The following is a 26,704-nucleotide window of genomic DNA, read 5'->3' as shown; positions in this document are numbered from 1 at the left end:
AAGCTTTGGTCCGGCCGCCTTCACCTCCGGTGAATAGCAGGGATTAGCGACTTCAGGTTGCTTGATTGACGGGTTGGATTTAATCGGAGTAAAACTCCTCCATCGATGCCTTCGACTATTTTCATTGCGCAGCTACTTCGGCCTTGGCCCCGGCCACTAATGCGGTTGCTGGTGGCCGTTAAGAAAAGCAAGTTGTATGAGCCAACACAGAGTTGCTGCATTTCCGAAGGGCTTCGACTTCCGATAGTTCCAGACTTCGAAGGATCAGTTTGAGGCGAGTTTTTGCTTTTTAGGCCAGCAGTGACCGGATTATTGATCAGCCGGGGACACAGCCTGAGGGGTTTGCTTCTTTGCCCTGACAAAGAAGGCCGCCGGCAGGCAAGGTAAGACGAGATGTGATGCGGGGCTAATCGGAGTGAAACTTCTCCACCGGTGTCTGAGGACTGAGCTCTTTCCCTTAGGCCCGTTCATTTTTTCTTGATAAAAAACGAACCAAAAAATCAAGGCTATGCCACCGGCTGATCGTGGAATCCAATTTCTGAAGCCTAAAATGGAAAAACTCGCGTCGGCGTTGGTTGGGTTGTTTCCTGGCTTGTTGGTTGGTCGAAATCTTTGGTGCAGATTTTTGGGCTTCGGGAACGCTCAGACAGTTTCCATTTTTTAACGGCTTCAAAAACCGGATTCCACTGCCGGTGCCAAGGCCTAACCAAGAGGGACTGAACTCTGCATTTTGCACTCTACACTTTGATTGTTGAGTGAATATTTAGCATCCCGATCCGGTCCGACTCTCCTGAAAAACTGAAGTTCGGCATTGAGGGCCGCCGGTAGGCATGGTAAGACGAGATGTGATGCGGAGCTAATCGGAGAAAAACTCCTCCATCGATGCGAGGACCGAACTCTTCCCTTTATGCCCATTCAGGGAACTGCGAATTAAGTAAACAAAGACCCTTGTTCACCAACTGAAGCCTTCACCGCAACAGAGGCAGAACTGTTCCACACGCAGCCCATTACCGGGAGGTGCAACCAGCTTTCCGCAACCACCTTGCCCGTCAAACTCCGCACTGCATCCTGCGTCAGCGCCAGATCTGCTACGTGCTGTGCGCTCTGCTTATCAAATTGTTTGCCAGATTGATAGACATCCTGAATCAAGACCAGTTGGTCGTTGTCGAGCTCGAGCAGCCAGTCGGCGGTAAGATGAATTTGTTTGTTGCTGATCTGAAAGTTGAGCGGTACGCGGCGGCGAACCGTCGCTGTGGGGTAGTTTTGCTTCAGCCAGTCAGAGAAAGCCGTTGCCTGGTTCACCATTTCCTGCGGGTCTGTTTCTCCTCCGGGAAGGTAATTTTCCAGCAGGCTTGCGGCGCGTTCGATCTGTATGGCCGGATCGAGTTGAGTCGGCATACCCGAGAGGAAATTTCCGATAGCCTGCCCGTATAGCCGTTCATCGGTGGCGGGGTCCGGGGCTGACGGAGAGAAATACCGGTGTTGGCGGGCGAGCGTTCCGCCGCCGTAATTGTCCAGCCGCCATTCCGGCGATGCGAAGCCATCAGGATAGGTTTTTCTTCCTTCCCGCAGCTCGTCGATAAAGGGAACTGCTGTGTAGCCGAGCTCCGCCGAAGGCAGGTTGCGCGGCTCCGTCCAGGTCTGAAGAAATTTGTTTACCTCCTTGCCGCCCCAGTCGAAGGGCGCATCGGTAGAATCGGGCGTCAGGACAGGAACCGTGCCGCCGCCGCGCGCAAAGGCGCGGTCTAGCCAGGGAGCTCCGTCTTTGTTCGTGGGCAGGATCAGGTAGTCGCGGGCGCGGGTGAAACCGACGTAGAGGAGCCGTGCTTCTTCGGCCGTTGCGGCATCGGTGGAACGCACCTGCCACTGGCTTTCGCTCAGGGCTTCGAGCCAATCAACGCCCTTGGTCTGGCGGCCGTAGGGGTTGACCCAGTACTTCAACCAGCGGTCGGCCAGGGGGCGACTCAGGTCTACTTCTTCTTTTTCCGCCTCAACGGAGATACCCCACACATCTGCCCTCAGTTTCTGGTCCAAGTTCATCGCCACAACTGCAGGCCATTCGAGTCCTTTACTGCGGTGGTAGGTGAGGACGTTAACGGCCTCGGGCCGTTCGCTGGCGCCCTGTGCGTCTTTTTCGGCGCGGAGCAGTTGGTCGAGGTAAAGAAGGTAACCACCCAGCGAGGCCGCGCGGTGCAGCCGGTGGCAATTGTCTTCGTAAGCCACCGCCAGCCGGCGGAGCTCGTCTACGTTGCTGAGCCGTTGTTCTCCATCACCCCAGGCAACGATGACACGCCTCAGGTCGAGGCGTTCCAGCAGCAGGTTGATCATTTCGCTGGTGGAATGTTCGCCGGTACTTGTCCTCAACCCGTCGAGGATGCTGATGAAAGGGTCGTTTTCTTCCCAGCGGGCAGGTCGGTCTTGTTTGCTGTCATCGTCCTGTTCCTCGAGGAAGTCAAGCCTGGAATCAATGATATTGGGGAGGTCGTGGCGGCTGCCGAAGAGCAGAATCTCCGCCACGGAGAGGCTGTCGGACGAATTAAGGAGGTACTTCAGGCAGGCGAGGATCAGCGTCGATTCAGCGGTTTGTAACAAACCGGTACGGGCGATGGCGGCAGGTAGGCCCTGCTTGGCGAGTGCGGAGGCCATTTCTACACATCCGTAGTTAGTCCGGCAAAGGATGGCGATGTCTCCGGCAATCAGTGGTCGTTCTTCGTCGCTGCCTTTCGGGAGAATCAGGGGCGGGTTTTCGAGCAATTCGGTGATGGCTTTGGCGAGCACATCCATTGTCCATGACTTAGAGATGCGCCCTTTGCCGTCCAGTTCGAAATGCCAGTGCATGATACCTGAGCGTTCGGCAAATTCAGGGCTCTCCGCCGGAGCGAGTTCGCTTCCTTCTCGGGTCCGTACGGGGTCGAGGACTACCGCTTCTTCGGTGATGTCGGGGAATGCCTTCGTAAAGATGGCGTTGCAGGCGTAGACCACATCTTCGCGGCTCCGCCAGCTTTTCTTCTGGATGTTGGCCGGGTTTACCGGGCCATTGGCGTTCATTACGGCCTTCATGAGCCGGGGTTCTGCTCCCCGGAATCCGTAAATGGATTGCTTGGGGTCACCAACCCAAACGGACTGTTTCGCCAGTTCGCTCAGGCGCAGAAACAACGCGAGCTGAATCGGGCTAGTGTCCTGAAATTCATCGACCATCAGGAGGTCCAGCTCGCGGCGGAGGGTTTCCTGTACGGAGGGGTTGTCCAGTAAGCCAAGGACGAGTACTTCCATGTCGGTGTAATCGATCCTGCCCCGGTTTTTCTTGTATTTATCGTATTCAGCGATGGCGGCTTCGGCGCAGTCGAAGATGAGGTCCTGGTAACGGTGCAAATCGTTCTGGAAGGCCGAAAGGGTAGGGTGAAGCTGACCGATTTCCACAATGGGGTCAACCAGGTCGCGGCTCTTGGCGCCCACGCCTTTTGCTTTGAAGTTCGCCAGTTTGCAGAGTTCGTACCAGGGGAGGTACCCTTTGCGGTTGAGTTGGCTGAAGAGTCGCTTGAGGGTGTTTTTGCCGGTTGCGGTGACTTTGGTTGCGTCCACGTCTTCGTTGGCTTCCAGTGCGGCGATGGTTTCTGACAGGGCAATCTTCAGCCGCGACCGGAAGGACTCATCCGTTATTTTAGCGTTGACCGGCGGCAGGATTTTAGCCAGTTCTTCCCACGATTTACGCTTGCTTTTGGCGATGGCGTCGGCATCGAAGTTGTTGCCCCGGATGATGTCGACCACCCGCAGTACTTCTTTGCGCCAGTTGAATTTTTCGCCGTCGAGGCTCAGGCCGAGCTTATCGCACAGTTCTTCGATTTCCTCGATGGTTTCCACCTTAATGACGGCGGCCATGCTCAGGTTAAAGAGCCGCTGGTGGTCTTCGTCGGCAATAATGTCTACCTGCGGAGACACCCCGGCCTCGAATGCGAAGCGCTTCAGCAGCTTCACGCCCAACCCGTGGACGGTACCGATCAGGGCGTTCTTGAGTTCGTTGGCTTCCTGCGTCATCCCTTCCCGCAGCAACTTTACCCGTACGCGTTCTTTCAGTTCGGCAGCAGCCCGTTTGGTGAAGGTGGTGGCAATGATGCCGGAAGGACGCGCTGCACCAGAGGTGAGCAGCGCGGTCATTTCCTGGGTCAGGCGGTACGTTTTGCCGGAGCCGGCGCCGGCGGAGATCAGTTTCAGGTTTTTCAGGGGCATGGGGCGAAGGTACAGGTCTGTCGGCTGATTTGTAGGGTAGTAAGCGGAGTTTTCAGGGCGGGGCCGCAGGTGCGGGGGGAAGGTTTTGGAGCAGGGAAGAGGTGTTTAAAATAGTCTAAATTTGACACTATTTAAGTTGTTGCTGTCGTTTTAAGACCGTATCTTTGCGATGAAATAACAACAGATGCGAGTTAACCTCAAGGAAGTAGAAAGCGGTGAGCTAATTGAAGGTCTAATCACCAAAGCAAGTAAAGCAGAATTACCTTCAAAGCGAGATGGTTGGCAGTTCACTTGGAAGAAGCTCGGGAAAACGGAAGGGGCTGAGTTTTACAAGTTGTCAACAGTCGAAGAGCCTAATACAGTCGAAGGAATGCTCATGCTTACTTTCATCAATGAGGAAATGTTGTACATGAACAACATTGAAGTAGCTCCTCATAACTATGGTAGCGAAGGAAAATACGACAATGTTGCCGGAGGATTAATAGCCTTCGGTTGTTATAAAAGCTTCGAGCAAGGAAAGAACTACTACTTAGGCTACCTATCGTTTGAGAGCAAAACCCAATTGATTGAGTTGTATCAAGAGAAGTACGGTGCAACTTTTGCAATGGGCCAGAAGATGTTCTTTGACCCTCAAGCTGGTAAGGAACTGATGAAGAAATACTTAACAATAAAACTAGCAGAAAATGAAGAAGAATAAGATTGTTAATCCCGGTGGTGTCAACGGATTAGGTGAAAGTCTGGTCAACATGAATAGCCAATCGTTTAAAGCATTGAAAGATGCTATTGTCAACCATAATAAAAGTCAGACTGAGTCTGCGATCGTCGAAAACAAGATTATTTCGCTGAGATTCCAGATGGAGTCTTACCTGTCAGACAATGATAACACTGACATAATTCCTGCAGGAAGCTTTATCGAGAAGCTTCTTAAGGCAACAGGAATCAGTAAGAAGAGATTTTCAGAATACATCGATTACGATTACTCTAACTTGATTGCTACGCTTAAAGGACGACGGAAAATTAATCCTGATCTGGCAATAAAGACGGGTAAGATATTTAGTATCAGTCCGGTTATTTGGCTTCATATTGAGTCTAAGAATGAGCTTTCGGCTTATATGCGGTCTTCGGCTTCTTATGAGGAGTATAGTCTTTTGGAGCTTATTGAGTGAGGGGTGTAGGTTATCACAAAGTTAAGTTCTTTTGACAATCACATTGTTCTAGACACTGTTGCAGGTGTGATGGTTTCGGGCATACTTGTTTAAAAATTAATTAAGATGAGTTTAGAAAAATATTTTGATGAAATTGACCTTGAAGAATTAAAGAGATTCGTTAAGGATAAAAGAGAGGAAGATGTTCATTTAGAATTTAAAAGAGCGGTCCATTTAAATTTTAATGATAAAAATAGAAATTCTGATAAAAAGAATCTATCAAAGTGTCTCTCAGGATTCGCCAATTCTGATGGTGGAATATTAATTTGGGGGATAGAAGCAGCTATGAATAATGGAGTTGATTGTGCGACGAGACTAAAACCAATTAATGAATTGAAAAAATTCTCGAATCGACTCAATTCTCTTGAAGGGCAATCAGTAGTTCCTACTATTGAAGGTGTCAGACATGAAATTATCCTGTTGGAGTCCGAAGGCGATAGAGGATTTATTAAGACATTTGTTCCAAAAAGCAGGGTTGCGCCTCATATGGCGCTTTATTCTGATAAGCATTATTACAAAAGAAGTGGAGATAGTTTTTACATTGCCGAACATTACGATATTACGGATATGTTCGCTAGGGATAAATCTCCGATGTTAGACATTAAAATTAGTGACATGTCTTGGAGGAGAATCGGAGCAGAACAAAATGAATTTAGAGCGGAAATCGTATTTGCTGTGGAAAATAAAGGAAAAGCTATTGCGAAATTCCCTTACCTATTTGTTCAGATGAATCTAGCATATAAATTTGCAGAGCATGGACTCAATGGGAATGGACATATTGGACTCAAAAAAATAAACGGAACTAGATGTTACCGAGAATATTCAGGTGGAAATGATATAGTTATCTATCCAAATGTTCTTCTCGAAGTTGACCGAATTAGAGGAGAATTTTCATTCCTAAGAATGGAAGATTTTTGCGATATAATTTTGGAGTTTGAATTGATTGCTGAGAACATGGAATTGGTAAAAAGAAAAATAACAATAAGTAAAGAAGATATGCTTAAACCTGAGCATTGTTCTGTTCGCTGAATGTAAGTGCACGCCACTTAAATTTCAAAACTCGCCCAACTGCAACGAGGCATTAAGTTGCGCTACAGTTGGAATTGTCTTCTACGAATTCTCTGCATCCATCCAACCATGCCAATCTCCTCTCCCTCTACCCCCCAAATCCAAAAAACAAACACCTTCAAACTCCTAACCACCACTCCCTTCAAAGGCGACACCAACGCCATCTGCTGGAGCCGCAATCTGGAGGGCGACTTCGCCGAAATTGTCGAAAAGGTGGATGTGGCGGAAGACATCGTTACCCTCGGCGAGGAAGAGTTGATGGCGCTCGAACTGAGCGAGCAAGGCCAGCTCGCCCGAAAAACGCTGCTGAATGACCTGAAACTACTGCAGGACTACGGCGCCGACCCCGTCCTGAACGTAATCAGATGCTATGAGAGGGACGACAGCTCGTTGGCCTTCCCAACCGATGTTTATTCCTATCACGTAGACTGTTCTCCGGTACCTACCGATACTATTCTGTGTACTTACCACGGCGCGGCCAGCGATATATTGCCGAACGACCAGGGCGTCCAGAAAATTCTGGTACCCGAGCTGCGTGAAAAGCTGAGGGAACTCTACGGCGGAGAGGAGGAAGGTTTTGAAGATTTCCTGAAGGAAAACTACTTCGACCTCCACTACCAGGCGTTGCCGGAGGCACGCCCGATCAATCTGGGCGTCGGGCATATGTGGCGCCTGGCGATTGATCATCCGGAGAGTGAGGTACTTCCCTGTCTGCACCGTGCACCCCTGGAGGCGGACGGGAAGCGCCGCCTGTTGATGATTTGCTAGCGGAGGAGCGACTGGTTTTTTAACCGGCTTTGTACCTGCGGCCGCGCCGGATTACTAATGGCCCGAGGCCGACAACAATTCTGCATAGGGCTGCATTTTACAAGCGCTTCCGACGTTCTCAAAACTCCCTTTCCCATGAAGAAGGGGGAGACTTTACACAAACATCTGGAACAACAGCGGCTGGTCGTTCATATGCTCGAACCGGATTCCTCCATCCGTAAGCCGTTTCACGAGCGCCTTGAAATCAGCCTGCGAGCCAAGTTGAATCCCGACCAGCGCCGGCCCCGAGGCCCGGTTGTGTTTCTTGGTGTACTCGAAGTGGGTGATGTCGTCTTCAGGGCCAAGGATGTTCAGGAAATCGCGCAGCGCACCCGCCCGTTGCGGAAACTGGACGATGAAGTAGTGCTTCAGGCCGGCGTAGAGCAAGGCCCGTTCCTGTATTTCCGCCGTGCGGGTGATGTCGTTGTTGCCGCCGCCGATAACGCAGACGATCGTTTTGCCGGTCAGGTCGTGCTTGGCGGCGAGTTGGTCGAGGGCCGCGACCGAGAGGCTGCCGGCGGGCTCCACCACCAGGCCGTCTTCGTTGTAAAGTTCCAACATCGTTTGGCAGACTTTGCCTTCGGGGACGAGCATTACGGACTCGACGACTTCCTGTACGATGGGGAAGTTGTTGGCTCCCACCCGGCGCACTGCGGCGCCGTCCACAAAGCTATCGATCTTGCCCAGCGTTACGACCTCTCCTTTCTCCAGGCTGTCGTACATCGCGGGTGCTCCTTCCGGTTCCACGCCGTAGAGCGTGGTTTCGGGGCTGAGCTGGGCGAATACACTCCCAACACCGGCGCTCAGGCCGCCGCCACCGATGGCCATCAGCAGGTAATCCACGGGGCGGGGGGCGTCGTCGAGAACTTCCAGCCCTACGGTTCCCTGGCCAGCAATGGTGTCCCGGTCATCGAACGGGTGAACGTAGGTAAGCCCGCGCTCTTCCATCGCTCTGATAGACTCGGCGTAAGCATCGTCGAAAGTGTCTCCGGTGAGCACGATCTCGACGTATTCCTTGCCGAAGGAGCGCACTTTATTCACTTTCTGCATGGGGGTTACGGCGGGCATGAAGATCACACCTTTCACTTTCATCAGCTGACAGGCCATGGCAACGCCCTGCGAGTGGTTACCCGCACTTGCGCACACGATGCCGCGTTCTTTCTGCTCCGCTGAGAGCTTAGCCATCTTGTTGTAGGCACCCCGTATTTTGTAGCTGCGTACAGCCTGCAAATCTTCACGTTTCAGGTAAATTTCTGCTCCGTAATGATCGCTGAGCCGGGGGCTGCGTTGCAGAGGCGTGTGCAAAGCTACGTTGCGGAGGCGCCGACGGGCGCGCATTATTTCTTCTACTGAAATCAGTTTTGCGGGCATGGGATTCTCAATATTTGATTCTTGCTTTGACTGCCACACGGGGAAGGATCGGATTCCCGATTCCTGCTCTGGCGGCCGGACAGGGGAGGTAGTTTTTGGTACAAAAGCGCCGGTAATGCCCATGGGCTTTACCGGCGCTACGTGATTTGTTTTTCCTCCGGAGAGGGGAATCACTCCGTGGAGTAAAACAGATTGCAACTACAGCAATCTAGTTGTTTTCCGGGCGGAGGCCACGCACGGTACGGCCGGCCTGCCACATTTCGGAGTCATGGAGTTCTTTCAGTTCTGCTTCCAGCTTGACGCGGTAGTCGTCCTGGCTGTTAGAGTCGATACTACGCTGTGCTTCTTCGCCTGAGGCGACGCTCTTGTAGAGCTCTTCGAAGACGGGGCGGGTAGCGTCGCGGAACTTGTCTTTCCAGTCCAGCGCGCCGCGCTGGGCGGTGGTGGAGCAGTTGGCGTACATCCAGTCCATTCCGTTTTCGGCAACGAGTGGCATGAGGCTCTGGGTGAGTTCTTCCACGGTTTCGTTGAAGGCTTCGGAAGGGCTGTGGCCGTTTTCGCGCAGAACGCTGTATTGAGCCTCGAAGATGCCCTGGATGCAACCCATCAGGGTGCCGCGCTCGCCGGTGAGATCGGAGTATACTTCGCGTTTGAAGTCGGTTTCGAAGAGGTAGCCGGAGCCAACGCCGATACCGAGAGCGATCACGCGGTCGTAAGCACGACCGGTAGCGTCCTGGGCGATAGCATAGCTGGAGTTGAGTCCGCGGCCGGCGAGGAACATCCGGCGGAGGGAAGTACCGGAGCCTTTGGGAGCAACGAGGATTACGTCTACACCTTCGGGAGCAACGATGCCGGTGCGCTCGTTGTAAGTGATGCCGAAGCCGTGGCTGAAGTACAGTGCCTTACCGGGGGTGAGGTAGGGCTTCAGGGTTGGCCAAACTTCGATCTGGGCTGCATCGGAGAGGAGGTACTGGATGATGGTGCCTTTTTCGGCAGCTTCTTCGATGGGGAAGAGTGTCTCACCGGGAATCCAACCGTCAGCGACGGCTTTGTCCCAACTGGCACCGCCCTTGCGCTGGCCTACGATTACGTTAAAACCATTGTCGCGCAGGTTCATGCTCTGGCCGGGGCCTTGTACACCGTAACCGATCACCGCGATGGTTTCGTCTTTGAGGGTTTCCCGGGCTTTCTCCAGGGGGAATTCTTCACGCAGGACGACCTTTTCTTCGGTGCCGCCAAAATTCAGCATTGCCATATCTTATTATTTATTGGATTGCAAATATGCGAAAGGAGGCGCAACTGGCTTAGGGTAAAACTTAAGATAATTACGATGGGTAAGAGAGTGGGCATAGGGTAGAATGTAGTGGGTAGTGCTCGGCAAATCGATGCTTGCTTCGCTCGGGTCAGAAGTGTATTTGGTCAGACGAAAGCCGCAGGACCGAAGTGTGCAAACACCCAGAAACATGTGGTAAATCAACTCATTACTTTCTACAAGCTGTGCAGGCGCGGCCGCAGGATGCAAAGTGCGTTTTCTGAAAGCGCATCGCCCCCAAACCTCTTCTTTGCACCTGCGGCCGCGCCACCTGACTGCCTTACGAACCGGTTGTAAGGATAGCCTAATCAACGGTCGGTTCTGCCTCCGGCTGCGCCAGCGGAACTTCGATCTGTTGTTCGTCTGCTTCCATTTTTCCCTTATATCCTACCAAAATACCAATGGCGAACTGGAGGGTCATGCTGATCACAATGAGCACGGATAGCCCTGCTGCGAGTGTTCTCCATAACCGCCCGCCGTTGGTGTACTTCGTTTGCCTGGAGAGTTGCCAGTACAGGGCGAAGTCGAATACCAGTATTACGTTGGCAATGACCATATAAATTCCGCTGTAAATTCCGAAATCAAGCGGAAACAAGCCCAGTATTCCCATAGTCATACCAAGCAGGGTATTCATGGCGAGCAGGAAGCAGACCGCAATAATGTGCTCCAGGTAATTGAAGCCAGTACGTTTGAACACGAGCCACGGAACCGCCGCCGCTAACGGGATGGCTAAGATGAAGAGGAACTTTTGATTGGCCAGGACTGATATGACATCGGCTGAAGTCAGGTTGTCCGCCAAATTCGACCCTGTTTTCACCATCTGGTCATGGATTTGTTGCCGCATAAACTCCGCCGGGGAGTTGTAGGCCAATGACCAGAGCACCGCCTCAACGGTCAGTAGTACCAGCAAAAAGGTAATGAAGTTGAAATACTCCTTCCGCCGGCCACTAAGGTATTCCCGGATCATGTGTCCGGGGCGATAAGCAAGGTTGAGGCAGGTATGGAAGAAGCCCCGCTCCAGATTGAAGGTAGCAGAAAGGAACTCGCGGGAAAAGAAATACGGAAACGTGAACCGCTCCACATTCGACCGTTGGCCGCATTCCGGGCAAAAGTTGCCGGTAAATTCAGTCTGGCAGTTCAGGCAGGTGGTTGACATGAGGGCTAAGGTAGCTTACGTAGTGGTTGGAATATAATCAAGGCAGTGTTCGGAACACAATATGCAGGCCACGGGCAGAAATCCGCAGTTTGCGGGGTTCTGATCTCTGTGTTCTGCATCCTGATTTCATGGCCTTTGACCAGAAGATGAAGCACTATAAAAAGCTACGCGTCTTGGAACAGTTTAGCCGAACCTAAAGGCTGAGTCCTTGCTTGTAGCGGTGGTCGGGGTCACTGGCGAGTCTGATCTCTTTGTTACGCTCGTCGCTTTCAACGTATCCATCGCGCAAACGGACGATGCGGTGGGCGTGCTCGGCGATGTCGGGCTCGTGGGTAACGACGATAACGGTGTTGCCTTCGGCCTGGATCTTCTCGAAAATCTCCATGATTTCGATACTCGTTTTGGTATCCAGGTTGCCGGTAGGCTCATCCGCAAGGATGATCTTGGGGTTGTTGACGAGGGCGCGGGCAATCGCTACGCGCTGCCGCTGACCACCCGAGAGTTCGTTGGGGCGGTGTCCGGTCCGGTCTCCGAGGCCAACGGAGGTGAGCACTTCGTGGGCGCGCGCTTCGCGCTCCTTACGGCTGATGCCCGCATAGACGAGGGGAAGGGCGACGTTCTCCAGCGTAGTCTGGCGCGGCAAAAGGTTAAACGTCTGGAAGACGAAGCCGATCTTTTCGTTGCGGATCCGGGCCAGTTCCGTGTCGTCCATTTTGGAGACATCCTTACCGTCCAGTGCGTAGCGGCCGGCGGTTGGCGTATCCAGGCATCCGAGCAGGTTCATCAGGGTTGATTTCCCGGAGCCCGAAGGTCCCATCAGTGCAACGTACTCATTCGTATTGATGAGCAACTCGATGCCACGAAGGGCGTGAACCTTGGTTTGACCCATAATATAGGTCTTGGTAAGATCGTGGATCTGAATTACGGGATGGGACATCAATTGGTATTTTAGTTCTTTAGTTTGTTGGTGTTTTAGCAGTTGTCGTAAAGACTGATGGGGGAGAGGCTCCCGATATTCTGAGGATCCAACGGATCAAAGAACCAGCAATCTATTCAATAACTCTGGGGACCCGGAAAAACCCACCTTCTACGTCTGCGTCGGGAGCATTCTCCAGGGCGCGGTCGCGATCGATGTGGCCGGATACTTCATCGGGGCGCAGAACGTTTTCCACTCCGGTGACGTAGCGAAGCGGCTCCACGGCGTCGAGCTCCAATTCGTCCAGCTTTTCCACCATACCCAGAATGTTTTTCAGGTCACGTTGCAGCTTCACGGACTGCTCCGGGGTAGGAGAGAGGCGGGAGAGTTTCGCTAAACGCGATATTAGGGCATCGTCTACGGTCATGGTACTTTTTTCGACAAATGTAATGTACGGAATGATAGATGCTCCGAACAGGCTGCTATGGCGTGTGTCACAAGAAGGTGTAGGGATCTCCCTCTCGCCTCCTACAGAACCGGCTTTAACGCAGGTAACCATGCACAGGGAGGTGATTTTAACTTACGGATCTTTACCATAAAAAAATTATTTTCCCGACTCCCGACTCCCGACTCCCGACTCCCGACTCCCGACTCCCGACTCCCGACTCCCGACTCCCGACTCCCGACTCCCGACTCAGTCCGCTTTCCCTCGTAACCCCAGCTCGATCACTTCCAGGTTTTCCACCCGGCCGTTCTCGACGTCGAAGCGCAGCAAGGTCCGCATTTTGTGGAAGCCGTGTTTACCGCAGGCGCCGGGGTTCATGTGGAGGCAGTGGCGTTTTTTGTCCATCATTACCTTCAGGATGTGGCTATGGCCGCAGATGTAGAGACCGGGTTTTATTTCGTCCAGCAATTTTCGGACGCGGGGCGTGTAACGGCCGGGGTAGCCGCCGATGTGCGTGATGAACACCCGCAGGCCTTCTACTTCAAAATCGAGGTTAAGGGGCAGTCGCCGCCGAACGGCCGTATCGTCGATGTTGCCGTAGACACCACGGAGAGGTTTGAAGGCTTCCAGCTCGTCGAGGAGGGATTCATCGCCGACATCACCTCCGTGCCAGACTTCATCGCAGTCGGCAAAGTAGTCGAAAACGCGGGGATCGAGGTAAGAGTGGGTGTCGGAGAGGAGGCCTATCTTCATGGTGGGTTGGTTGCTGATGCATGAGGTACTGCTGCAAAAGTAAACAGGCGTTACCAGAGTGAAGGTTCACCCCAGGTAACGCCTGTGTTGTTGCCGTGCGCGGCAGTTGCGTGGAACCGACCCGGTGCGTGAGCACCGCGGGGACCACAAAACCATCGGGCTGCTAAGAGCGGGTCTCAGACTAAACCGATAGCTGCAAATCTGGCCCGAACGCGTAGTTACGAACTACGTCCAGCAGTCGCTTGCGTGCGCTGAAGCGCACGCGCGGCAGAGCTGCCTGGGCCTGGGTGAGCTCCGCCAGCTCTCCGCGCAGGACCGGGTCAGCAGCCAGGGCTGCCTCCGTCGCCCGCGTCTGGGCTGGGGTGCTTTCGCCGTACAAATAGGCGAGCATGTCATTATGAGTAGAAGTTTGCTTCATGATGATCTTTAAGAGTGAAATAATAGGTTTGGTTTATGTATGATCCCAAAAACGGGGAAAACGTTTTCGGGGCATGATTTTAATTTCTGGTCCAGGTTTGGGTGCGGTAGAGCCCCGTCCAGTGCTTACCGCGTATATATAAGGTATTGGGGTCTTCGTCGAACCAGGCTGAAAGTTTGTACGTAGCGCCTTTTTGCGGGTCGAGAATGGAGCCGCCGCTCCAGGAGTCACCGTCTTTCTTCAGGTCTTCGATGATAACGAGGCCGACGATGGGTTGGTCTTTTTTCTTGCCGGAGCACTCGGTGCACCGGGCGTCTTTGTTCTTCTGCAGCGAGGCGATACGGCCAAAATACTTACCGTCCTGTTCGTAGATTTCCACGACCGACTTTGTCTCGCCGGTTTCGTCATCGATGGTCTTCCAGCTTCCCGTAATGGCTCCGGTGTTTTGGGCCTGGAGATTACTTGCGAGAACGACAAAGATGAAAAGGAGAAGTGTGTAGGTTTTGCTCATTTAGCTCAGGTTGGTATGCGGTAAGATAACGGACAATTTGTTGGGTTTCGTATGGAATGGAAGACTTTTTAGAAGTATGGGCCAGGGGCGGGGCCGCAGGATGCAGTGTGGAACGCCTTCGGGAAAGCATTGTTAGCCTGTTTGGTCCCGGACCTTGCTCCTGCGGCCGCGCCCAAATAGCTGGATTTGGTAGCCAAACTTAATCCTGGATAGTGTACGTGTAACAATAAGTTAACATTCTGCGAAGGTAGCGTTAACGGCCTTAAGTGACCTTTGCGGCATAAATCAACTCTTGTACTATGCATACCAAGCTTTCCTTATTTATGGTGGCGATGTTCTGCAGCTGTTTCGCTTCAGCTCAGATCACCATCACTGATGCCAGCCTCGTTGGTGGTCAGACTTACAACTGGACGAATGACAACGAATATATCCTAGATGGCCTCGTATTTCTTGAAGAAGGAGGTGTCCTCAATATTGAGGCAGGAACAGTAATTCGTGGCATCCAGAATGATCAGATTTCTACCGGAGATAATACTTCTGCACTGATCATCACCCGTGGAGCACAGATTTTTGCCCGCGGTACCGCTGATGCTCCTATCATTTTTACGGCACGCGAAGACGATCTTTCTGACGCTGGTGACTTCACCAGCGCTGACCGCGGTGAGTGGGGAGGCCTGATTGTCCTCGGTAACGCTACCGTTGCCCGCCCTGGTGGCGAAGACAACATCGAAGGTATCGACGCCGACGAAGCCCGCGCAACCTTCGGTGGCGGTGATACCCCCGACGATGCTGAAAGCTCCGGTGTATTGAACTATGTGTCTATTCGTCACGCTGGTGCTCAGCTTTCTACCGGTAACGAAATCAACGGCCTTACCCTTGGTGGTGTAGGTGCTGGCACTGAGATCGACTACGTTGAAGTATTCGCTAACCTTGACGATGGTATCGAGTGGTTTGGTGGTACTGTTTCCGTAAAGCACGCTTCTGTTGCTTTCTGTGGTGACGACGGTTTCGACTACGACTTCGGCTGGCGCGGTAAGGGCCAGTTCTGGTTCGCTATCCAGGAGCCCGGTACCGGTACTGGTCGTTCCGGTGAGCACGATGGTGCAAACCCTGACGGTCAGGCTCCTTTCAGCCAGCCAACGATCTACAACGCTACCTACATTGGTATCGGCAACGGTGCTACTGCTACTGGCGGTGATGCCAACCGTGCTCTTCCTCTGTCTGTACTGCTTCGCGACAACGCTGGTGGTTTCTACAACAACTCCATCTTCACTGGCTTTAACGGCGCTGCAATCGCCATTGAAGACCGTGATGACACAGACGTGGATGCTTACGCCCGCTTCCAGGCAGGTGACCTGGCCTTCTCCGGCAACATCTTCGAAGACTTCGGAGCCGGCAGCACTGCCGCTGACCTCTTCCTTGCTGTAGACCAGGGCGAAGTTGTAGTTCCTGCTTCTACCGCTACTGTTGCTGCTGCTTTCGCAGCTGATAACACCATTGGTGCTTCCGGCATAGCCAGCATTGGTCGTACCGCAAACGGAGGCCTCGATCCACGGATCGACGCCGGTGGTGCTGCTCTTAGTGGCGGCGTACCTTCCGATGATGAATTCTTCAACCTCGTTTCTTACCGTGGTGCCTTTGGCAACCGTGTTAACTGGCTTGAGGACTGGACTGCACTAGACGCATACGGTTACCTCGGTGACAACGTAGAACCGGTAAATACTAACGACTGTATCGTAGTGACTGACGCTGACCTTGTTGGTGGCCAGACTTACAACTGGGGTGGCGGTAACTGCTACACCCTCGACGGTCTTGTGTTCCTCGAAGCTGACGGTGTACTGAACATCGAAGCAGGAACCGTTGTCCGTGGCCTCAACGCCGACGGTATCTCTACCGGAGACAACACTTCTGCCCTCATCATTGCCCGCGACGCACAGATCTTCGCTCGTGGTACTGCCGCTGAGCCAATCATCTTCACTGCTGCTGAAGACGACCTCAACGATAACGGCGACTTCACCAGCGCTGACCGCGGTGAGTGGGGTGGCCTGATCATCCTCGGTAATGGTACCGTTGCCCGCCCCGGTGGCGAAGACAACATCGAAGGTATCGACGCCGACGAAGCCCGCGCAACCTTCGGTGGCGGTGATACCCCTGACGATGCTGAAAGCTCCGGTGTGCTGAACTACGTGTCTATCCGTCACGGTGGTTCCCAGCTTTCTACCGGTAACGAAATCAACGGCCTTACCCTCGGTGGTGTAGGTGCTGGTACTGAGATCGACTTCATCGAAGTTTTTGCTAACCTCGACGATGGTATCGAGTGGTTCGGTGGTACCGTTTCTGTGAAGCACGCTTCTGTTGCTTTCTGTGGTGATGACGGTTTCGACTACGACTTCGGCTGGCGCGGTAAGGGCCAGTTCTGGTTCGCTATTCAGGAGCCCGGTACCGGAACCGGTCGTTCCGGTGAGCACGATGGTGCCAACCCCGACGGTCAGGCTCCTTTCAGCCAGCCAACGATCTACAACGCTACTTACGTAGGTATCGGTAACGGTGCTACTGCTTCCGGTGGCGACGCCAACCGTGCCATTCCACTGTCTGTTCTGCTTCGCGACAACGCTGGTGGTTTCTACAACAACTCCATCTTCACTGGCTTTAACGGCGCTGCCATTGCCGTTGAAGACCGCGATGACACCGACGTAGATGCTTACGCTCGCTTCCAGGCGGGTGACCTGGCCTTCTCTGGCAACATCTTCGAAGATTTCGGTGCCGGTACTACCCCCTCTGACCTTTTCCTTGCTGTAGACCAGGGCGAAGTTGTAGTTCCTGCTTCTACCTCTGCTTTATCTGCTGCATTCGCTGCGGACAACACCATCGGTGCTACTGGTATCGCCGGTATCAGCCGCACACCGAACGGAGGCCTTGACCCACGGATCAACGCCGGTGGCGTTGCTCTCGGAGGAGGTGTTCCTTCCGACGATGAATTCTTCAGCATCGTTACTTACCGTGGTGCATTCGGTAACACTGCCAACTGGTTGGCTGACTGGACTGCCCTTGCAGAATACGGTTACCTTGGTGACGTAGTTACTCCGATCAACAACAACGACTGTATCACCATCACCGATGCTGACCTCGTTGGTGGCCAGACTTACAACTGGGGTGGCGGTAACTGCTACACCCTTGATGGTCTCGTATTCCTCGAAGAGGACGGTGTGCTTAACATTGAGCAGGGAACCGTGATCCGCGGCCTTGGTGCTGACGATGTATCTACCGGAGACAATACTTCTGCCCTGATCATCTCCCGTGGTGCTCAGATCAACGCAACCGGTACTGCTGAAGCTCCGATTATCTTCACCGCAGCCGGTGATGATCTGGACGACGACAACGACTTCACCAACGCTGACCGTGGTGAGTGGGGTGGACTGATCATCCTTGGTAACGCTACCGTTGCCCGCCCCGGTGGCGAAGACAACATCGAAGGTATCGACGCCGACGAATCCCGTGCCACCTTCGGTGGTGGTGCTAACCCCGACGACACTGAAAGTTCCGGTACACTTACTTATGTTTCTATCCGTCACGGTGGTTCCCAGCTTTCTACCGGTAACGAAATCAACGGCCTAACCCTTGGTGGTGTAGGTTCTGGTACAACCATTGATTACGTTGAAGTATTCGCCAACCTCGACGATGGTATCGAGTGGTTCGGCGGAACTGTACGAGTAGATCACGCCGCTGTTTCTTTCTGTGGAGACGATGGTTTCGACTACGACTTCGGATGGCGCGGTGGTGGCCAGTTCTGGTACGCCCTGCAGGGCCCCGGCGCTGGTACTGGTCGCTCCGGTGAGCACGATGGTGCCAACCCCGACGGTCAGGCTCCTTTCAGCCAGCCGACTATCTACAATGCTACTTATGTAGGTATCGGTAACGGCCAAACTGCTACTGGTGGTGACGCTAACCGTGCACTTCCTCTCTCCGTTCTCTTCCGTGACAACGCCGGTGGATTCTACCGCAACTCTATCTTCACTGACTTCAACGGTGCTGCCATCGCTATCGAAGACCGCGACGACACTGAAGTGGATGCTTACGCCCGCTTCGTTGCCGGTGACCTCGCCCTTAGCGATAACATCTTCTTCAACTTCGGTGCAGGCACTGATGCTGCCGATCTCTTCCTGGCTGTTGATCAGGGCGAAGCTGTGAACACTGTATCTTCTGCTGTTGTAGCTGCCGGCATGGTTGCTGCCAACAACCGCCTGATTGATCCGGTACTCCTCGACATGGACCGTGAAAGTGACGGTGGTGACATCGACCCACGTCCGAATGAGTTCAGCCCTGCTGCCTTTGGTGCTCCCGCTGCGGTTGACGGTTTCGAATCTGTTAAGTACTACGGTGCATTCGAGCCAGGTGAGAACCTCGGCAACGGCGCTCCTAACTGGCTCACCGGCTGGTCTGCTCTTACTACTACCAACGTTGTAGTGATGGGTACTACTGGCGTAGGTGAAGTTGAAAGTGCAGGATTCCTGCTCGACGCTCCTGTGCCTAACCCGGCAAGTGATGTTACCCGCGTAAACTTCACACTGCCCCGCACTGCTGATGTTACCCTGACTGTAATCGACATGCTCGGTCGCCCACTGGCCCGCCGTGCCCGCACCTACAACGCAGGTGCTCAGTTCGAGAACATCGACGTAACCAACATGCCTAACGGTACCTACTTCATCGTTCTCGATGCAGAAGGTGGCCGTCTGCTCCAGAAGCTTGTTGTAAACAAATAAGCTCTGCCTCAAATCCCCCCACCGGGATTTGACGATGAAAGCCCCGGACAGCACTCTGCTGTTCGGGGCTTTCTGGTTTATGAATGAGCCGGTGCGCTGTTGTTTTCACCGTTAGAGCGTGTCTCTCCGGCAGTACAACAGGTTAGCGTTCATTTGAGCGTAATGCGCTGTCCGGCAACTGTATTCCGGGCGAAAGGAAGGCAAAACAGGAACGATAGTGTAAATGGGACACTATCTGCGAGAGAATTTGCTTAACCTTGGTTTTACATTGCCTTTTAAAAAGCTTTCCCCGTACCTGCGTGTGCGCCTAAAACCCGCATAAACACTAGGTTTTTAAGTGGTTGAGACTTAACATTATGATAAACCCTAATTGCGCGGTATGCCCGCGAAACACCGCGAACTTTGCACCATAATTTAGTGCAAAAAAATTCTTAATTTCTGATCTTATGCTGAATCGCATTTTGACCCTCGCCGTGCTCCTACTGGTGGCAACAACGGCATTCGCGCAATCCGGAGCCGTTTCCGGTACTGTTTACGACGAGGACGGTTTCCCGATGCTGGGAGCCAACGTTGTAATTCAAGGAACTACTACTGGAGCTCAGACCGACTTCATCGAAGGTAAGTTCCAGTTCAAGGCCGACCCCGGTGTTTACACCATAGTAGCATCATACGTGGGTTACGCTGATCAGGTAGTTCCGGACGTAGAAGTGATCGCAAACGAAACTACCGTGTTAGACGTAAACTTCAGCGCCGACGGTGGAGGCATTGAACTTGATATGGACATTACCGTAAAGGCCAAGGCGCTGGAACGCGGTGAAGTAGCGGTGATGAAAATTCGTCAGAACGACATCAACGCGAAAGATCTTATCTCCCAGCAGGAAATCTCTTCTCTCGGTGCATCTACTGCGGCTTCGGCTCTAACGAAGGTAACCGGAACAACCGTTGTTGACGGCAAGTACGTTTACGTTCGTGGTCTTGGTGACCGCTACTCGGCTACAACCATCAATGGTCTGCGCCTGCCGAGCATCGACCCGTACCGCAATAGTGCTCAGCTTGACCTGATCCCGACGAGCATCCTCGATAATATCTCTGCCTCAAAAACCTTTACGCCCGACCTGCCTGGTGATTTCACCGGTGGTAGCGTAGACATCAAAATCAAGGCGCTGCCTGAGCGTTTCACCTGGGGCGTATCCGCTTCTGCTGGCTACAACGGACAGAGCAACCTGCAGGATAATTTCGTAACCTACGACGCCGGAGACGGTATCGGCCTGGGCTATAACGACGGTACGCTTGACCGTCCGGCAGCGGTTGCAACTTACGAAAACAGTGAGCTTGCTGTTTTTTCTTCAAGCGCTGGTCGTCCGGCCCGTTCCGACGATGAACTTGCCGCAGCACTGGACGACGTTGCTAATGATTTTGGTAACGGATTTACCCTGAATAATAAAGACTCCGGCCTTGACTACAGCCTGAGCGCAAACATTGGCAACCAGTTCAACCTCGGTTCTATGCCAGTAGGCGTATTCGCTACGGCGAGTGTTAGCCAGGATTACAGCCAGTACAACGACGGCCGTCGTGGTAACTACGTTAACCCCGGCGACGGTGGCCCGCTTCAGGAAATTTACGATGTTCGTGATGATAAAAGCACGCAGGCGGGCAAGGTTGGCGGTATGCTCGGCCTGAGCTTCAAGCCCAGCCCTTCCAACAACATTACCCTTTACGGTCTGTATAGCCACCAGGGCTTTACCGAAGGTCGTATCCTTCAGGGGTCTAACGAAGACAAAGGAGCCAGCGGTGAGGCGGACAACTTCTACCGTTCACAGGCATCTACCTTCCTGGAGCGAGAATTGATCAACTACGTAGCTCAGGGTGAGCACGTACTGACTAACCTTGGCGGTACCAAAATTGAATGGACAGCCAACTACGTTGACAGTGAGCAGAACGAACCCGATCTGCGCTTCGCGGAGTACATCCAGCAGGGTGAGAACTTCATCATCGACCCGTCTCAGTTCCAACGCCCCAGCCGCTTCTTCCGCGACCTGTCGGATGATTCTTACCAGGGTAAACTAGACATCACCATTCCTTTCCTTCAGAAAAAGAGCAAGGCTAACAACTTCAGGTTTGGTGGGCTGTACCAGACCAAAGAGCGGGACTTCAACGAGAACATCTACGCTTACAACAACCGCAGCGGAATCTCCTTCAGCCAGGCAGGAGGAGACTTCGACGTCTTTCTTGGTCCTGACAACCTAGGTATCATCGGAGGAGAGCCGGGGAGCAACGTCATCGGTGTTCACGTATTCGATAACTCCAACGCTGCCAACAGCTACACAGGAACCTTTGATGTAGCCGGAGGCTACGGTATGCTTACTTACGAAATCTCTGAGCGCCTGAAGGCAGTTGGTGGATTACGAGTTGAGCAAACGACCATCCTGGTTGAAAGTGATGTAGTAGGCATCGAGCGCGAGCGCGACGAGCCGAACCAAGCCAACATCGACGATAATACGGCAAACATCGAAGAAACCAACCTGATGCCAGCCCTCAACCTGATCTTCAAGGCAACCGAATCTTCCAACGTTCGCCTTGGTTTCTCCCAAACCATCGCTCGCCCCAACATGCGTGAGGTAGCGCCCTTCGGTAGCTTCGGCTTCCTTGGTGAACCTCCCGTTTTTGGTAACCCTGACCTTAAGTTGACCGACATCAACAACTTCGATCTTCGCTACGAGGTCTTCCCTAATCCGGGCGAAGTGATCGCTTTCAGTGCTTTCTACAAGCAATTCACCAACCCGATCGTAACAACCTTCCGCCTTGCCGGAGAACAGCAGTTTACCTGGACGAACTCCGAGAGCGCTGATCTTTACGGTGTCGAACTGGAATTCCGTAAGTCACTGGCTGTTCTTGGTGAGTCGTTCCAGAACTTTACATTCAGCTCTAACTTCGCCTACATCCAGAGTAATCAGGAAATCGATGAGCGTGAGGTTCAACTCGGCCAGGAGGTTGATCCTAATTTCAGCGGCGAGCGGGTATTCAACGGTCAGTCTGACTTCGTTGCCAACGCTAATCTTGCTTTCCGTACGCCAGAAACCGGCTGGGACGCGATCATTGCCTACAACTACTTCAGCGATCGTCTTCAGTCGATCGGTGCCGTTGGGTCTCCTGATATCTTTGAGAAAGGACGCAGTCAGTTAGACATCTCTGTTTCCAAGCAGGTGAACAACTTCAAATTCAGCCTCCGTGGCCGCAACCTGTTGAACCCTGACTTCAAGACCTTCAGTGATTTCCAGGGAGAAGAATACATCTTCAGCCAGTACACCCGGGGTGTAGACCTCAGCCTGGGCGTTAGCTACAGCCTGTAAGACTTTGCACTAGATTACCTTGTAATCATTTTTACAACGCCTCCTGCTTTTTGCGGGGGGCGTTTTTTTATGGCGGGGCCGCAGGTGCAAAGGGAGTTAGTAGATGCCTGTACCGCGCCTGAAAAAACCGCCCCTTGCACCCGCGGCCGCGCCCAGAAAGTTTAACATTGAGCCCACGTCTCTTAACCCCGTCTTCATCCTGATGCGTAAACGGCTTAACACAGCCTGTAGACCTTTGCGGCTCACTACGTATACTATGAGAAACTTACTGTTTTTAGTCCTTTTTGTCTTCACCTCTTTATTGCACGCCCAAACCGGCAAACTTACCGGACGCGTGATCGACGAAGCAAACCTGCCGCTTGCCGGTGCCACGCTTTTCCTGAACGGGGAAGGAGCAACGGTGACCGACCAAAACGGCCGCTACAACCTTCTTGATCTGCCTGCCGGTAGTCATAATCTCACGACAACATACATCGGTTTTACCGAAAACACCCAAACCTTCACCATCGCCGCAGGCGAGACGACAGAGCTGGACGTACGCCTCGCACCGGGGGTCGTTCTGGCCGAAGTAGCCGTCATCAGCCAGTTGCGCGGCCAGAGCCGCGCCCTGAGCCAACAGCAGTCTGCGGTTAACATTACCAACGTGATTGCCGCCGACCAGATCGGCCGCTTCCCCGACCAGAACATCGGCGACGCGCTCAAGCGCGTTCCCGGCGTCAACGTGCAGTACGACCAGGGCGAAGCACGCTTCGGTAACGTCCGTGGTACACCTCCTCAGCTCAGTTCCATCACCATTAACGGCGAACGCATCCCTTCGGCGGAAGCCGAAGCACGATCCATTCAGCTCGACCTCATTCCCGCCGACATGGTGCAGGCCGTGGAGGTGAGCAAAGCCGTTACGCCGGATATGGATGCCGACGCCATCGGCGGTGCCGTAAACCTGGTTACCCGCGCCGCGCCCTACGAGCGTCGTATTTCCGGAACCATCGGCGGCGGCTATAACCTGCTGGCCAACGAGCCAACCTTCAACGGATCGCTCATCTACGGCGATCGCTACGCCGACGGCAAGCTTGGCGTGATCGTCTCCGGCTCCTACTTCGACAACAACCTCGGCTCCGACAACGTAGAAGCTGAATGGACCTACGATGATGCCAACGACAATGATATCTTCGACGAAGGCGAAACCGAGTACCCCGAAGAAATTCAGATCCGCCAGTACTACCTGCAGCGGATACGCCAGAGCTACTCCCTCAGCCTCGACTACAAATTCGACCCCAACAACACCGTTTTCTTCCGGGGCATCTACAACCACCGCAACGACTGGGAAAACCGCTACCGCGTTGTCTATGCCGACATCGAAGAAGAGGATGGCCAGTGGGTGGCCGAACTGGAGCGCGAAACCAAGTCGGGCACCGAAGACGAGAAATTTGCCCGCCTGGAAGACCAGCGGATGATGAACTTCAGTCTCAGCGGCGAGCACCTGCTCGGTAAACTGAAAACCACCTGGAGCGCCAACTACGCCCGGGCCAGCGAAGACCGCCCGCACGAACGCTACATGACCCTCGGCAGCGGCGACGTAGTGCCCGTTACCGTCGACTTCTCCAACCAGGAAGAACCGCAAATCTCCGCCCTGGAGGGTGAATTTCAGAATCCTTCTTCCGCCTGGGAACTGGCCGAGCTCACCGAGGAAAACCAGTTCACGAAAGATGAGGACGTCAACGGCCGCCTCGATTTCGAGCTGCCGCTCACCGCGGCAGGGCCGAAGCGCAATACCCTCAAGTTTGGTGCTCGCCTGCGGACAAAGTCTAAAGTCCGCGACAACAATTTCTTCGAGTACGAACCCGTCAACGATGATGTTTTCGACCAGAGCCTCAATAACCTGGAAGACCTGACTCGCGACGATTTCCTGGCCGGAGACTACAGCGCCGGCTCCTACGTAAACCGTGAATTCGTCGGTAACCTGAACCTGAATGGCAGCGGCTTTGAAGGGGAAGCAGACCTGAGCGAACTGGCCGGTAACTTCGACGCCAACGAAAACATCGTAGGTGGCTACGCCATGATCGAGCAACAACTCGGCTCCAAGCTGCTGGCGGTGGCCGGTCTGCGCCTGGAAAGAACAAGCCTCGAATACTCCGGCTTCCGCTACGACGACGAAGAGGAAACGCTGACGGCCACAGAGGCCGAAAAATCCGACTACCTCAACCTCCTGCCCGGCCTCCACCTCAAGTACAACCTGAAGCCAAAAACCATCCTGCGTTTTGCCTTCACCAATACCCTGGCCCGCCCGAACTACTTCGACCTGGTGCCCTACCAGGAAATCGAAGACGGTGAAGACATCAGCATCGGCAATCCGGACATCGACCCTACCCGAAGCATGAACCTCGACCTGATGATGGAGCACTACTTCGGCAACGTCGGCCTCGTGTCCGGTGGCGTTTTCTACAAAAACATCGACGACTTCATCGTGAGCCAGACCTTCGATGATTTCACCTTTCAGGGTACTGAATACGGAAGCTTCACCCAGCCAATCAACGGAGGCAGTGCCCGCTTACTTGGCCTGGAGGTTGCCTTCCAGCGTCAGCTCGATTTCATCAGCCCGTCACTCGCTGGCCTTGGTGTTTACTTCAACTACACCTACATCGACTCTAAAGTAACCGACTTCAACTTCGAAGGCCGTGAGAACGAAGAGCTGAGGCTGCCGGGAGCTCCTAAACATACCCTCAATGCATCGTTAGGTTACGACGCAGGAAAACTGACCACGCGCGTTTCGTTTAACTATGCTTCCGATTTCATCGACGAAGTAGGCGAGGAGGCTTTTGGAGACATCAACTACGATGCGGTGACTTACCTCGATTTCAACTTCAACTACAGCATCAGCCCGCGTTTCACGCTCTACGGAAACGCCAACAACCTGCTGAATCAACCGCTGCGCTACTTCCAGGGCAGCAACACATCAAGAACCTTCCAGGCGGAGTACTACAACGTACGCTTCGATCTCGGCGTCAAATTCGATCTCGTTAAGTAAAACTTATGGCCGAGACGCTGTGCGTCGTATGTCCACCCACTGACGCACAGCGTCTCAACCATGATTGATGATGTCCCGCATTGTACCATTCTTTTTACTCCTCCAGCTTTTTCTTTCTTGCGGTAACGAGCTTCCTCCGGAGCCCCCGATAACCGTAGACGCAGCTACCACCGAAGCCCGCGAAGACAGTCTCGCCCTGGTGGCTGCGTACGCCGGCCAGGACCTGATAGAACCTTCCGTGACGGCGCTCGTGGAAACGGCAAGCGCGCGGGCGACTTCGCTGGAGGACGCCGCCGACGACCCTGCCATCTGGCGGCATCCGGCTGACCCGGCAAAGAGCCTGATCTACGGTTCCAATAAAACCGGCGGAATGGCCGTGTACGACCTCAGCGGAGCGGAGGTGGACTATTACCCCATTGGGAAGATCAACAACATCGATATCCTGACCGGCGTGCAGTCTGGCGACAGCACCATTACGTTGCTGGGCTGCAGCAACCGGTCTGACCAGTCGATCGACTTGTTCAGCGTGAATCCGGAAACCGGAAAACTGACAGATGTAGCGGTAGACGCACTGAAGGTAGACAGCACGGAAATTGACGACATTTACGGTTTCTGTCTCGGTCGGTCCGGCGCGGAAGTGTATGCCATCGCCAACGGAAAGAACGGGCGGATGCAGCAGTTCAAACTCGTGGAAACGGACGGCAAATATGCGCTGGAACTGGTGCGGGATATTTCATTTGCCTCCCAGACCGAAGGGATGGTCGCCGACTCGGAGCTGGGTTGGCTCTACGTAGGCGAGGAGGCCCGGGGCGTTTGGAAACTGCCCCTGGATCCCAAAGATGATCAGGCGGGAACGCAGGTGCAAAGCCTGGTTAAAGATGCGGATGCAGAAACCAATACCGCGCTCGTTCCTGACATCGAGGGGATCACCCTTGCCCGGGAGGCGAACGGAGAGGGGTACCTAGTGGTAAGCATTCAGGGGAACTTCAGCTACGCCGTATTTGACCGCGCGGGCGATAATAAATACCTCGGAAGCTTCAAGGTTACGGATGGATCAAACTGCGATGGAATCGAAGAAACCGACGGCCTGGAAGTAATGACCGGCGATTTTGGCCCCGCCTTCCCCAATGGCCTGCTCGTTGCGCAGGACGGGTTCAACTACGAAGATGGTAAGATGCTGCCCCAAAACTTTAAACTGGTCGACTGGGGAGCGGTGGTTAAAGAACTGGAGCTGCGGTAAAACTACTTCTACAGTAGCCCCGGCTTCAGCCGGCGGCTTCTCCGAAACCAGATAAGGGAAAAGCGATAAGGGATATGTGATAAGCGATTTGGCTACCGCTGTTGAAAATCCATTGGGTTTGATTGGTTACAGTAGCCCTG

17 protein-coding genes are annotated in these 26,704 nt (G+C 53.6%); 8 read left to right on the top strand and 9 right to left on the bottom strand.

Annotated features, from left to right (window positions below; translation table 11 throughout):
* Window positions 1-930: 930 nt before the first annotated feature.
* A complete protein-coding gene (locus FUA23_RS05200; protein WP_147929665.1) occupies window positions 931-4,227 on the bottom strand; it encodes a UvrD-helicase domain-containing protein in 3,297 nt (1,098 codons plus the stop codon).
* A gap of 184 nt (window positions 4,228-4,411) precedes the next feature.
* Between FUA23_RS05200 and FUA23_RS05195 the strand changes: the two genes are divergently transcribed.
* The 4 genes from FUA23_RS05195 to FUA23_RS05180 all read left to right on the top strand — a co-directional run bounded on the left by FUA23_RS05195 (window position 4,412) and on the right by FUA23_RS05180 (window position 7,268).
* Window positions 4,412-4,924 (top strand): hypothetical protein, encoded by a 513-nt coding sequence (locus FUA23_RS05195; RefSeq protein WP_147929664.1) that lies wholly within the window; start codon window positions 4,412-4,414, stop codon window positions 4,922-4,924.
* A complete protein-coding gene (locus FUA23_RS05190; protein WP_147929663.1) occupies window positions 4,911-5,393 on the top strand; it encodes a helix-turn-helix transcriptional regulator in 483 nt (160 codons plus the stop codon). The genes FUA23_RS05195 and FUA23_RS05190 overlap by 14 nt, the downstream gene beginning before the upstream one ends.
* A gap of 105 nt (window positions 5,394-5,498) precedes the next feature.
* A complete protein-coding gene (locus FUA23_RS05185) occupies window positions 5,499-6,461 on the top strand; it encodes an AlbA family DNA-binding domain-containing protein (RefSeq protein WP_147929662.1) in 963 nt (320 codons plus the stop codon).
* 108 nt (window positions 6,462-6,569) lie between these two features.
* The gene (locus tag FUA23_RS05180; protein WP_147929661.1) at window positions 6,570-7,268 is read left to right on the top strand and encodes a hypothetical protein; all 699 of its coding nucleotides are present in this window, start codon (window positions 6,570-6,572) and stop codon (window positions 7,266-7,268) included.
* Window positions 7,269-7,421: 153 nt separating this feature from the next.
* On the opposite strand, the gene ilvA is transcribed toward FUA23_RS05180, so the two are convergent.
* The 8 genes from ilvA to FUA23_RS05135 all read right to left on the bottom strand — a co-directional run bounded on the left by ilvA (window position 7,422) and on the right by FUA23_RS05135 (window position 14,189).
* Entirely contained in the window at window positions 7,422-8,678 is a 1,257-nt protein-coding gene (gene ilvA / locus FUA23_RS05175) for a threonine ammonia-lyase (protein ID WP_147929660.1), read from the bottom strand.
* 208 nt (window positions 8,679-8,886) lie between these two features.
* Window positions 8,887-9,933 (bottom strand): ketol-acid reductoisomerase, encoded by a 1,047-nt coding sequence (ilvC, locus tag FUA23_RS05170; RefSeq protein WP_147929659.1) that lies wholly within the window; start codon window positions 9,931-9,933, stop codon window positions 8,887-8,889.
* 361 nt (window positions 9,934-10,294) lie between these two features.
* Window positions 10,295-11,146, bottom strand: a complete 852-nt coding sequence (locus tag FUA23_RS05165) for a DUF3667 domain-containing protein (RefSeq protein ID WP_147929658.1) — start codon at window positions 11,144-11,146, stop codon at window positions 10,295-10,297.
* 193 nt (window positions 11,147-11,339) lie between these two features.
* Complete coding sequence (locus FUA23_RS05160; RefSeq protein WP_147929657.1) at window positions 11,340-12,083, bottom strand: ABC transporter ATP-binding protein; 744 nt, start codon at window positions 12,081-12,083, stop codon at window positions 11,340-11,342.
* A 112-nt stretch (window positions 12,084-12,195) separates the two neighbouring features.
* Window positions 12,196-12,489, bottom strand: coding sequence for an Asp-tRNA(Asn)/Glu-tRNA(Gln) amidotransferase subunit GatC (gene gatC / locus FUA23_RS05155; RefSeq protein ID WP_147929656.1), 294 nt, complete (start codon window positions 12,487-12,489; stop codon window positions 12,196-12,198).
* A 267-nt stretch (window positions 12,490-12,756) separates the two neighbouring features.
* The gene (locus FUA23_RS05145) at window positions 12,757-13,260 is read right to left on the bottom strand and encodes a metallophosphoesterase family protein (protein ID WP_147929655.1); all 504 of its coding nucleotides are present in this window, start codon (window positions 13,258-13,260) and stop codon (window positions 12,757-12,759) included.
* Between the two features lie 181 nt (window positions 13,261-13,441).
* Complete coding sequence (locus FUA23_RS05140; protein ID WP_147929654.1) at window positions 13,442-13,678, bottom strand: hypothetical protein; 237 nt, start codon at window positions 13,676-13,678, stop codon at window positions 13,442-13,444.
* A gap of 79 nt (window positions 13,679-13,757) precedes the next feature.
* Window positions 13,758-14,189, bottom strand: coding sequence for a DUF2147 domain-containing protein (locus FUA23_RS05135; RefSeq protein WP_147929653.1), 432 nt, complete (start codon window positions 14,187-14,189; stop codon window positions 13,758-13,760).
* Between the two features lie 299 nt (window positions 14,190-14,488).
* On the opposite strand from FUA23_RS05135, the gene FUA23_RS05130 reads away from it, so the two are divergent.
* The 4 genes from FUA23_RS05130 to FUA23_RS05115 all read left to right on the top strand — a co-directional run bounded on the left by FUA23_RS05130 (window position 14,489) and on the right by FUA23_RS05115 (window position 26,564).
* Entirely contained in the window at window positions 14,489-18,949 is a 4,461-nt protein-coding gene (locus FUA23_RS05130) for a T9SS type A sorting domain-containing protein (RefSeq protein ID WP_246144036.1), read from the top strand.
* 446 nt (window positions 18,950-19,395) lie between these two features.
* Window positions 19,396-22,299, top strand: coding sequence for a TonB-dependent receptor (locus tag FUA23_RS05125; protein WP_147929652.1), 2,904 nt, complete (start codon window positions 19,396-19,398; stop codon window positions 22,297-22,299).
* Window positions 22,300-22,555: 256 nt separating this feature from the next.
* On the top strand, window positions 22,556-25,324 hold the full coding sequence (locus FUA23_RS05120) for a TonB-dependent receptor (RefSeq protein ID WP_147929651.1): 2,769 nt from the start codon (window positions 22,556-22,558) through the stop codon (window positions 25,322-25,324).
* Window positions 25,325-25,391: 67 nt separating this feature from the next.
* A complete protein-coding gene (locus tag FUA23_RS05115) occupies window positions 25,392-26,564 on the top strand; it encodes a phytase (protein WP_147929650.1) in 1,173 nt (390 codons plus the stop codon).
* Window positions 26,565-26,704: the final 140 nt, after the last annotated feature.

The organism is Neolewinella aurantiaca, assembly GCF_008014675.1.
Taxonomy (GTDB): Bacteria; Bacteroidota; Bacteroidia; order Chitinophagales; family Saprospiraceae; genus Neolewinella; species Neolewinella aurantiaca.
The sequence above is the reverse complement of the archived record's forward strand: the minus strand, read 5'-3'. Positions and strand labels throughout refer to the sequence as shown.

Excerpts from the sequence above, each read along its gene's own strand:
- FUA23_RS05200 (WP_147929665.1), bottom strand. The coding sequence starts at position 4,227 with ATGCCCCTGAAAAACCTGAAACTGATCTCCGCCGGCGCCGGCTCCGGC.
- FUA23_RS05195 (WP_147929664.1), top strand. The coding sequence starts at position 4,412 with ATGCGAGTTAACCTCAAGGAAGTAGAAAGCGGTGAGCTAATTGAAGGT.
- FUA23_RS05190 (WP_147929663.1), top strand. The coding sequence starts at position 4,911 with ATGAAGAAGAATAAGATTGTTAATCCCGGTGGTGTCAACGGATTAGGT.
- FUA23_RS05185 (WP_147929662.1), top strand. The coding sequence starts at position 5,499 with ATGAGTTTAGAAAAATATTTTGATGAAATTGACCTTGAAGAATTAAAG.
- FUA23_RS05180 (WP_147929661.1), top strand. The coding sequence starts at position 6,570 with ATGCCAATCTCCTCTCCCTCTACCCCCCAAATCCAAAAAACAAACACC.
- ilvA (WP_147929660.1), bottom strand. The coding sequence starts at position 8,678 with ATGCCCGCAAAACTGATTTCAGTAGAAGAAATAATGCGCGCCCGTCGG.
- ilvC (WP_147929659.1), bottom strand. The coding sequence starts at position 9,933 with ATGGCAATGCTGAATTTTGGCGGCACCGAAGAAAAGGTCGTCCTGCGT.
- FUA23_RS05165 (WP_147929658.1), bottom strand. The coding sequence starts at position 11,146 with ATGTCAACCACCTGCCTGAACTGCCAGACTGAATTTACCGGCAACTTT.
- FUA23_RS05160 (WP_147929657.1), bottom strand. The coding sequence starts at position 12,083 with ATGTCCCATCCCGTAATTCAGATCCACGATCTTACCAAGACCTATATT.
- gatC (WP_147929656.1), bottom strand. The coding sequence starts at position 12,489 with ATGACCGTAGACGATGCCCTAATATCGCGTTTAGCGAAACTCTCCCGC.
- FUA23_RS05145 (WP_147929655.1), bottom strand. The coding sequence starts at position 13,260 with ATGAAGATAGGCCTCCTCTCCGACACCCACTCTTACCTCGATCCCCGC.
- FUA23_RS05140 (WP_147929654.1), bottom strand. The coding sequence starts at position 13,678 with ATGAAGCAAACTTCTACTCATAATGACATGCTCGCCTATTTGTACGGC.
- FUA23_RS05135 (WP_147929653.1), bottom strand. The coding sequence starts at position 14,189 with ATGAGCAAAACCTACACACTTCTCCTTTTCATCTTTGTCGTTCTCGCA.
- FUA23_RS05130 (WP_246144036.1), top strand. The coding sequence starts at position 14,489 with ATGCATACCAAGCTTTCCTTATTTATGGTGGCGATGTTCTGCAGCTGT.
- FUA23_RS05125 (WP_147929652.1), top strand. The coding sequence starts at position 19,396 with ATGCTGAATCGCATTTTGACCCTCGCCGTGCTCCTACTGGTGGCAACA.
- FUA23_RS05120 (WP_147929651.1), top strand. The coding sequence starts at position 22,556 with ATGAGAAACTTACTGTTTTTAGTCCTTTTTGTCTTCACCTCTTTATTG.
- FUA23_RS05115 (WP_147929650.1), top strand. The coding sequence starts at position 25,392 with ATGATGTCCCGCATTGTACCATTCTTTTTACTCCTCCAGCTTTTTCTT.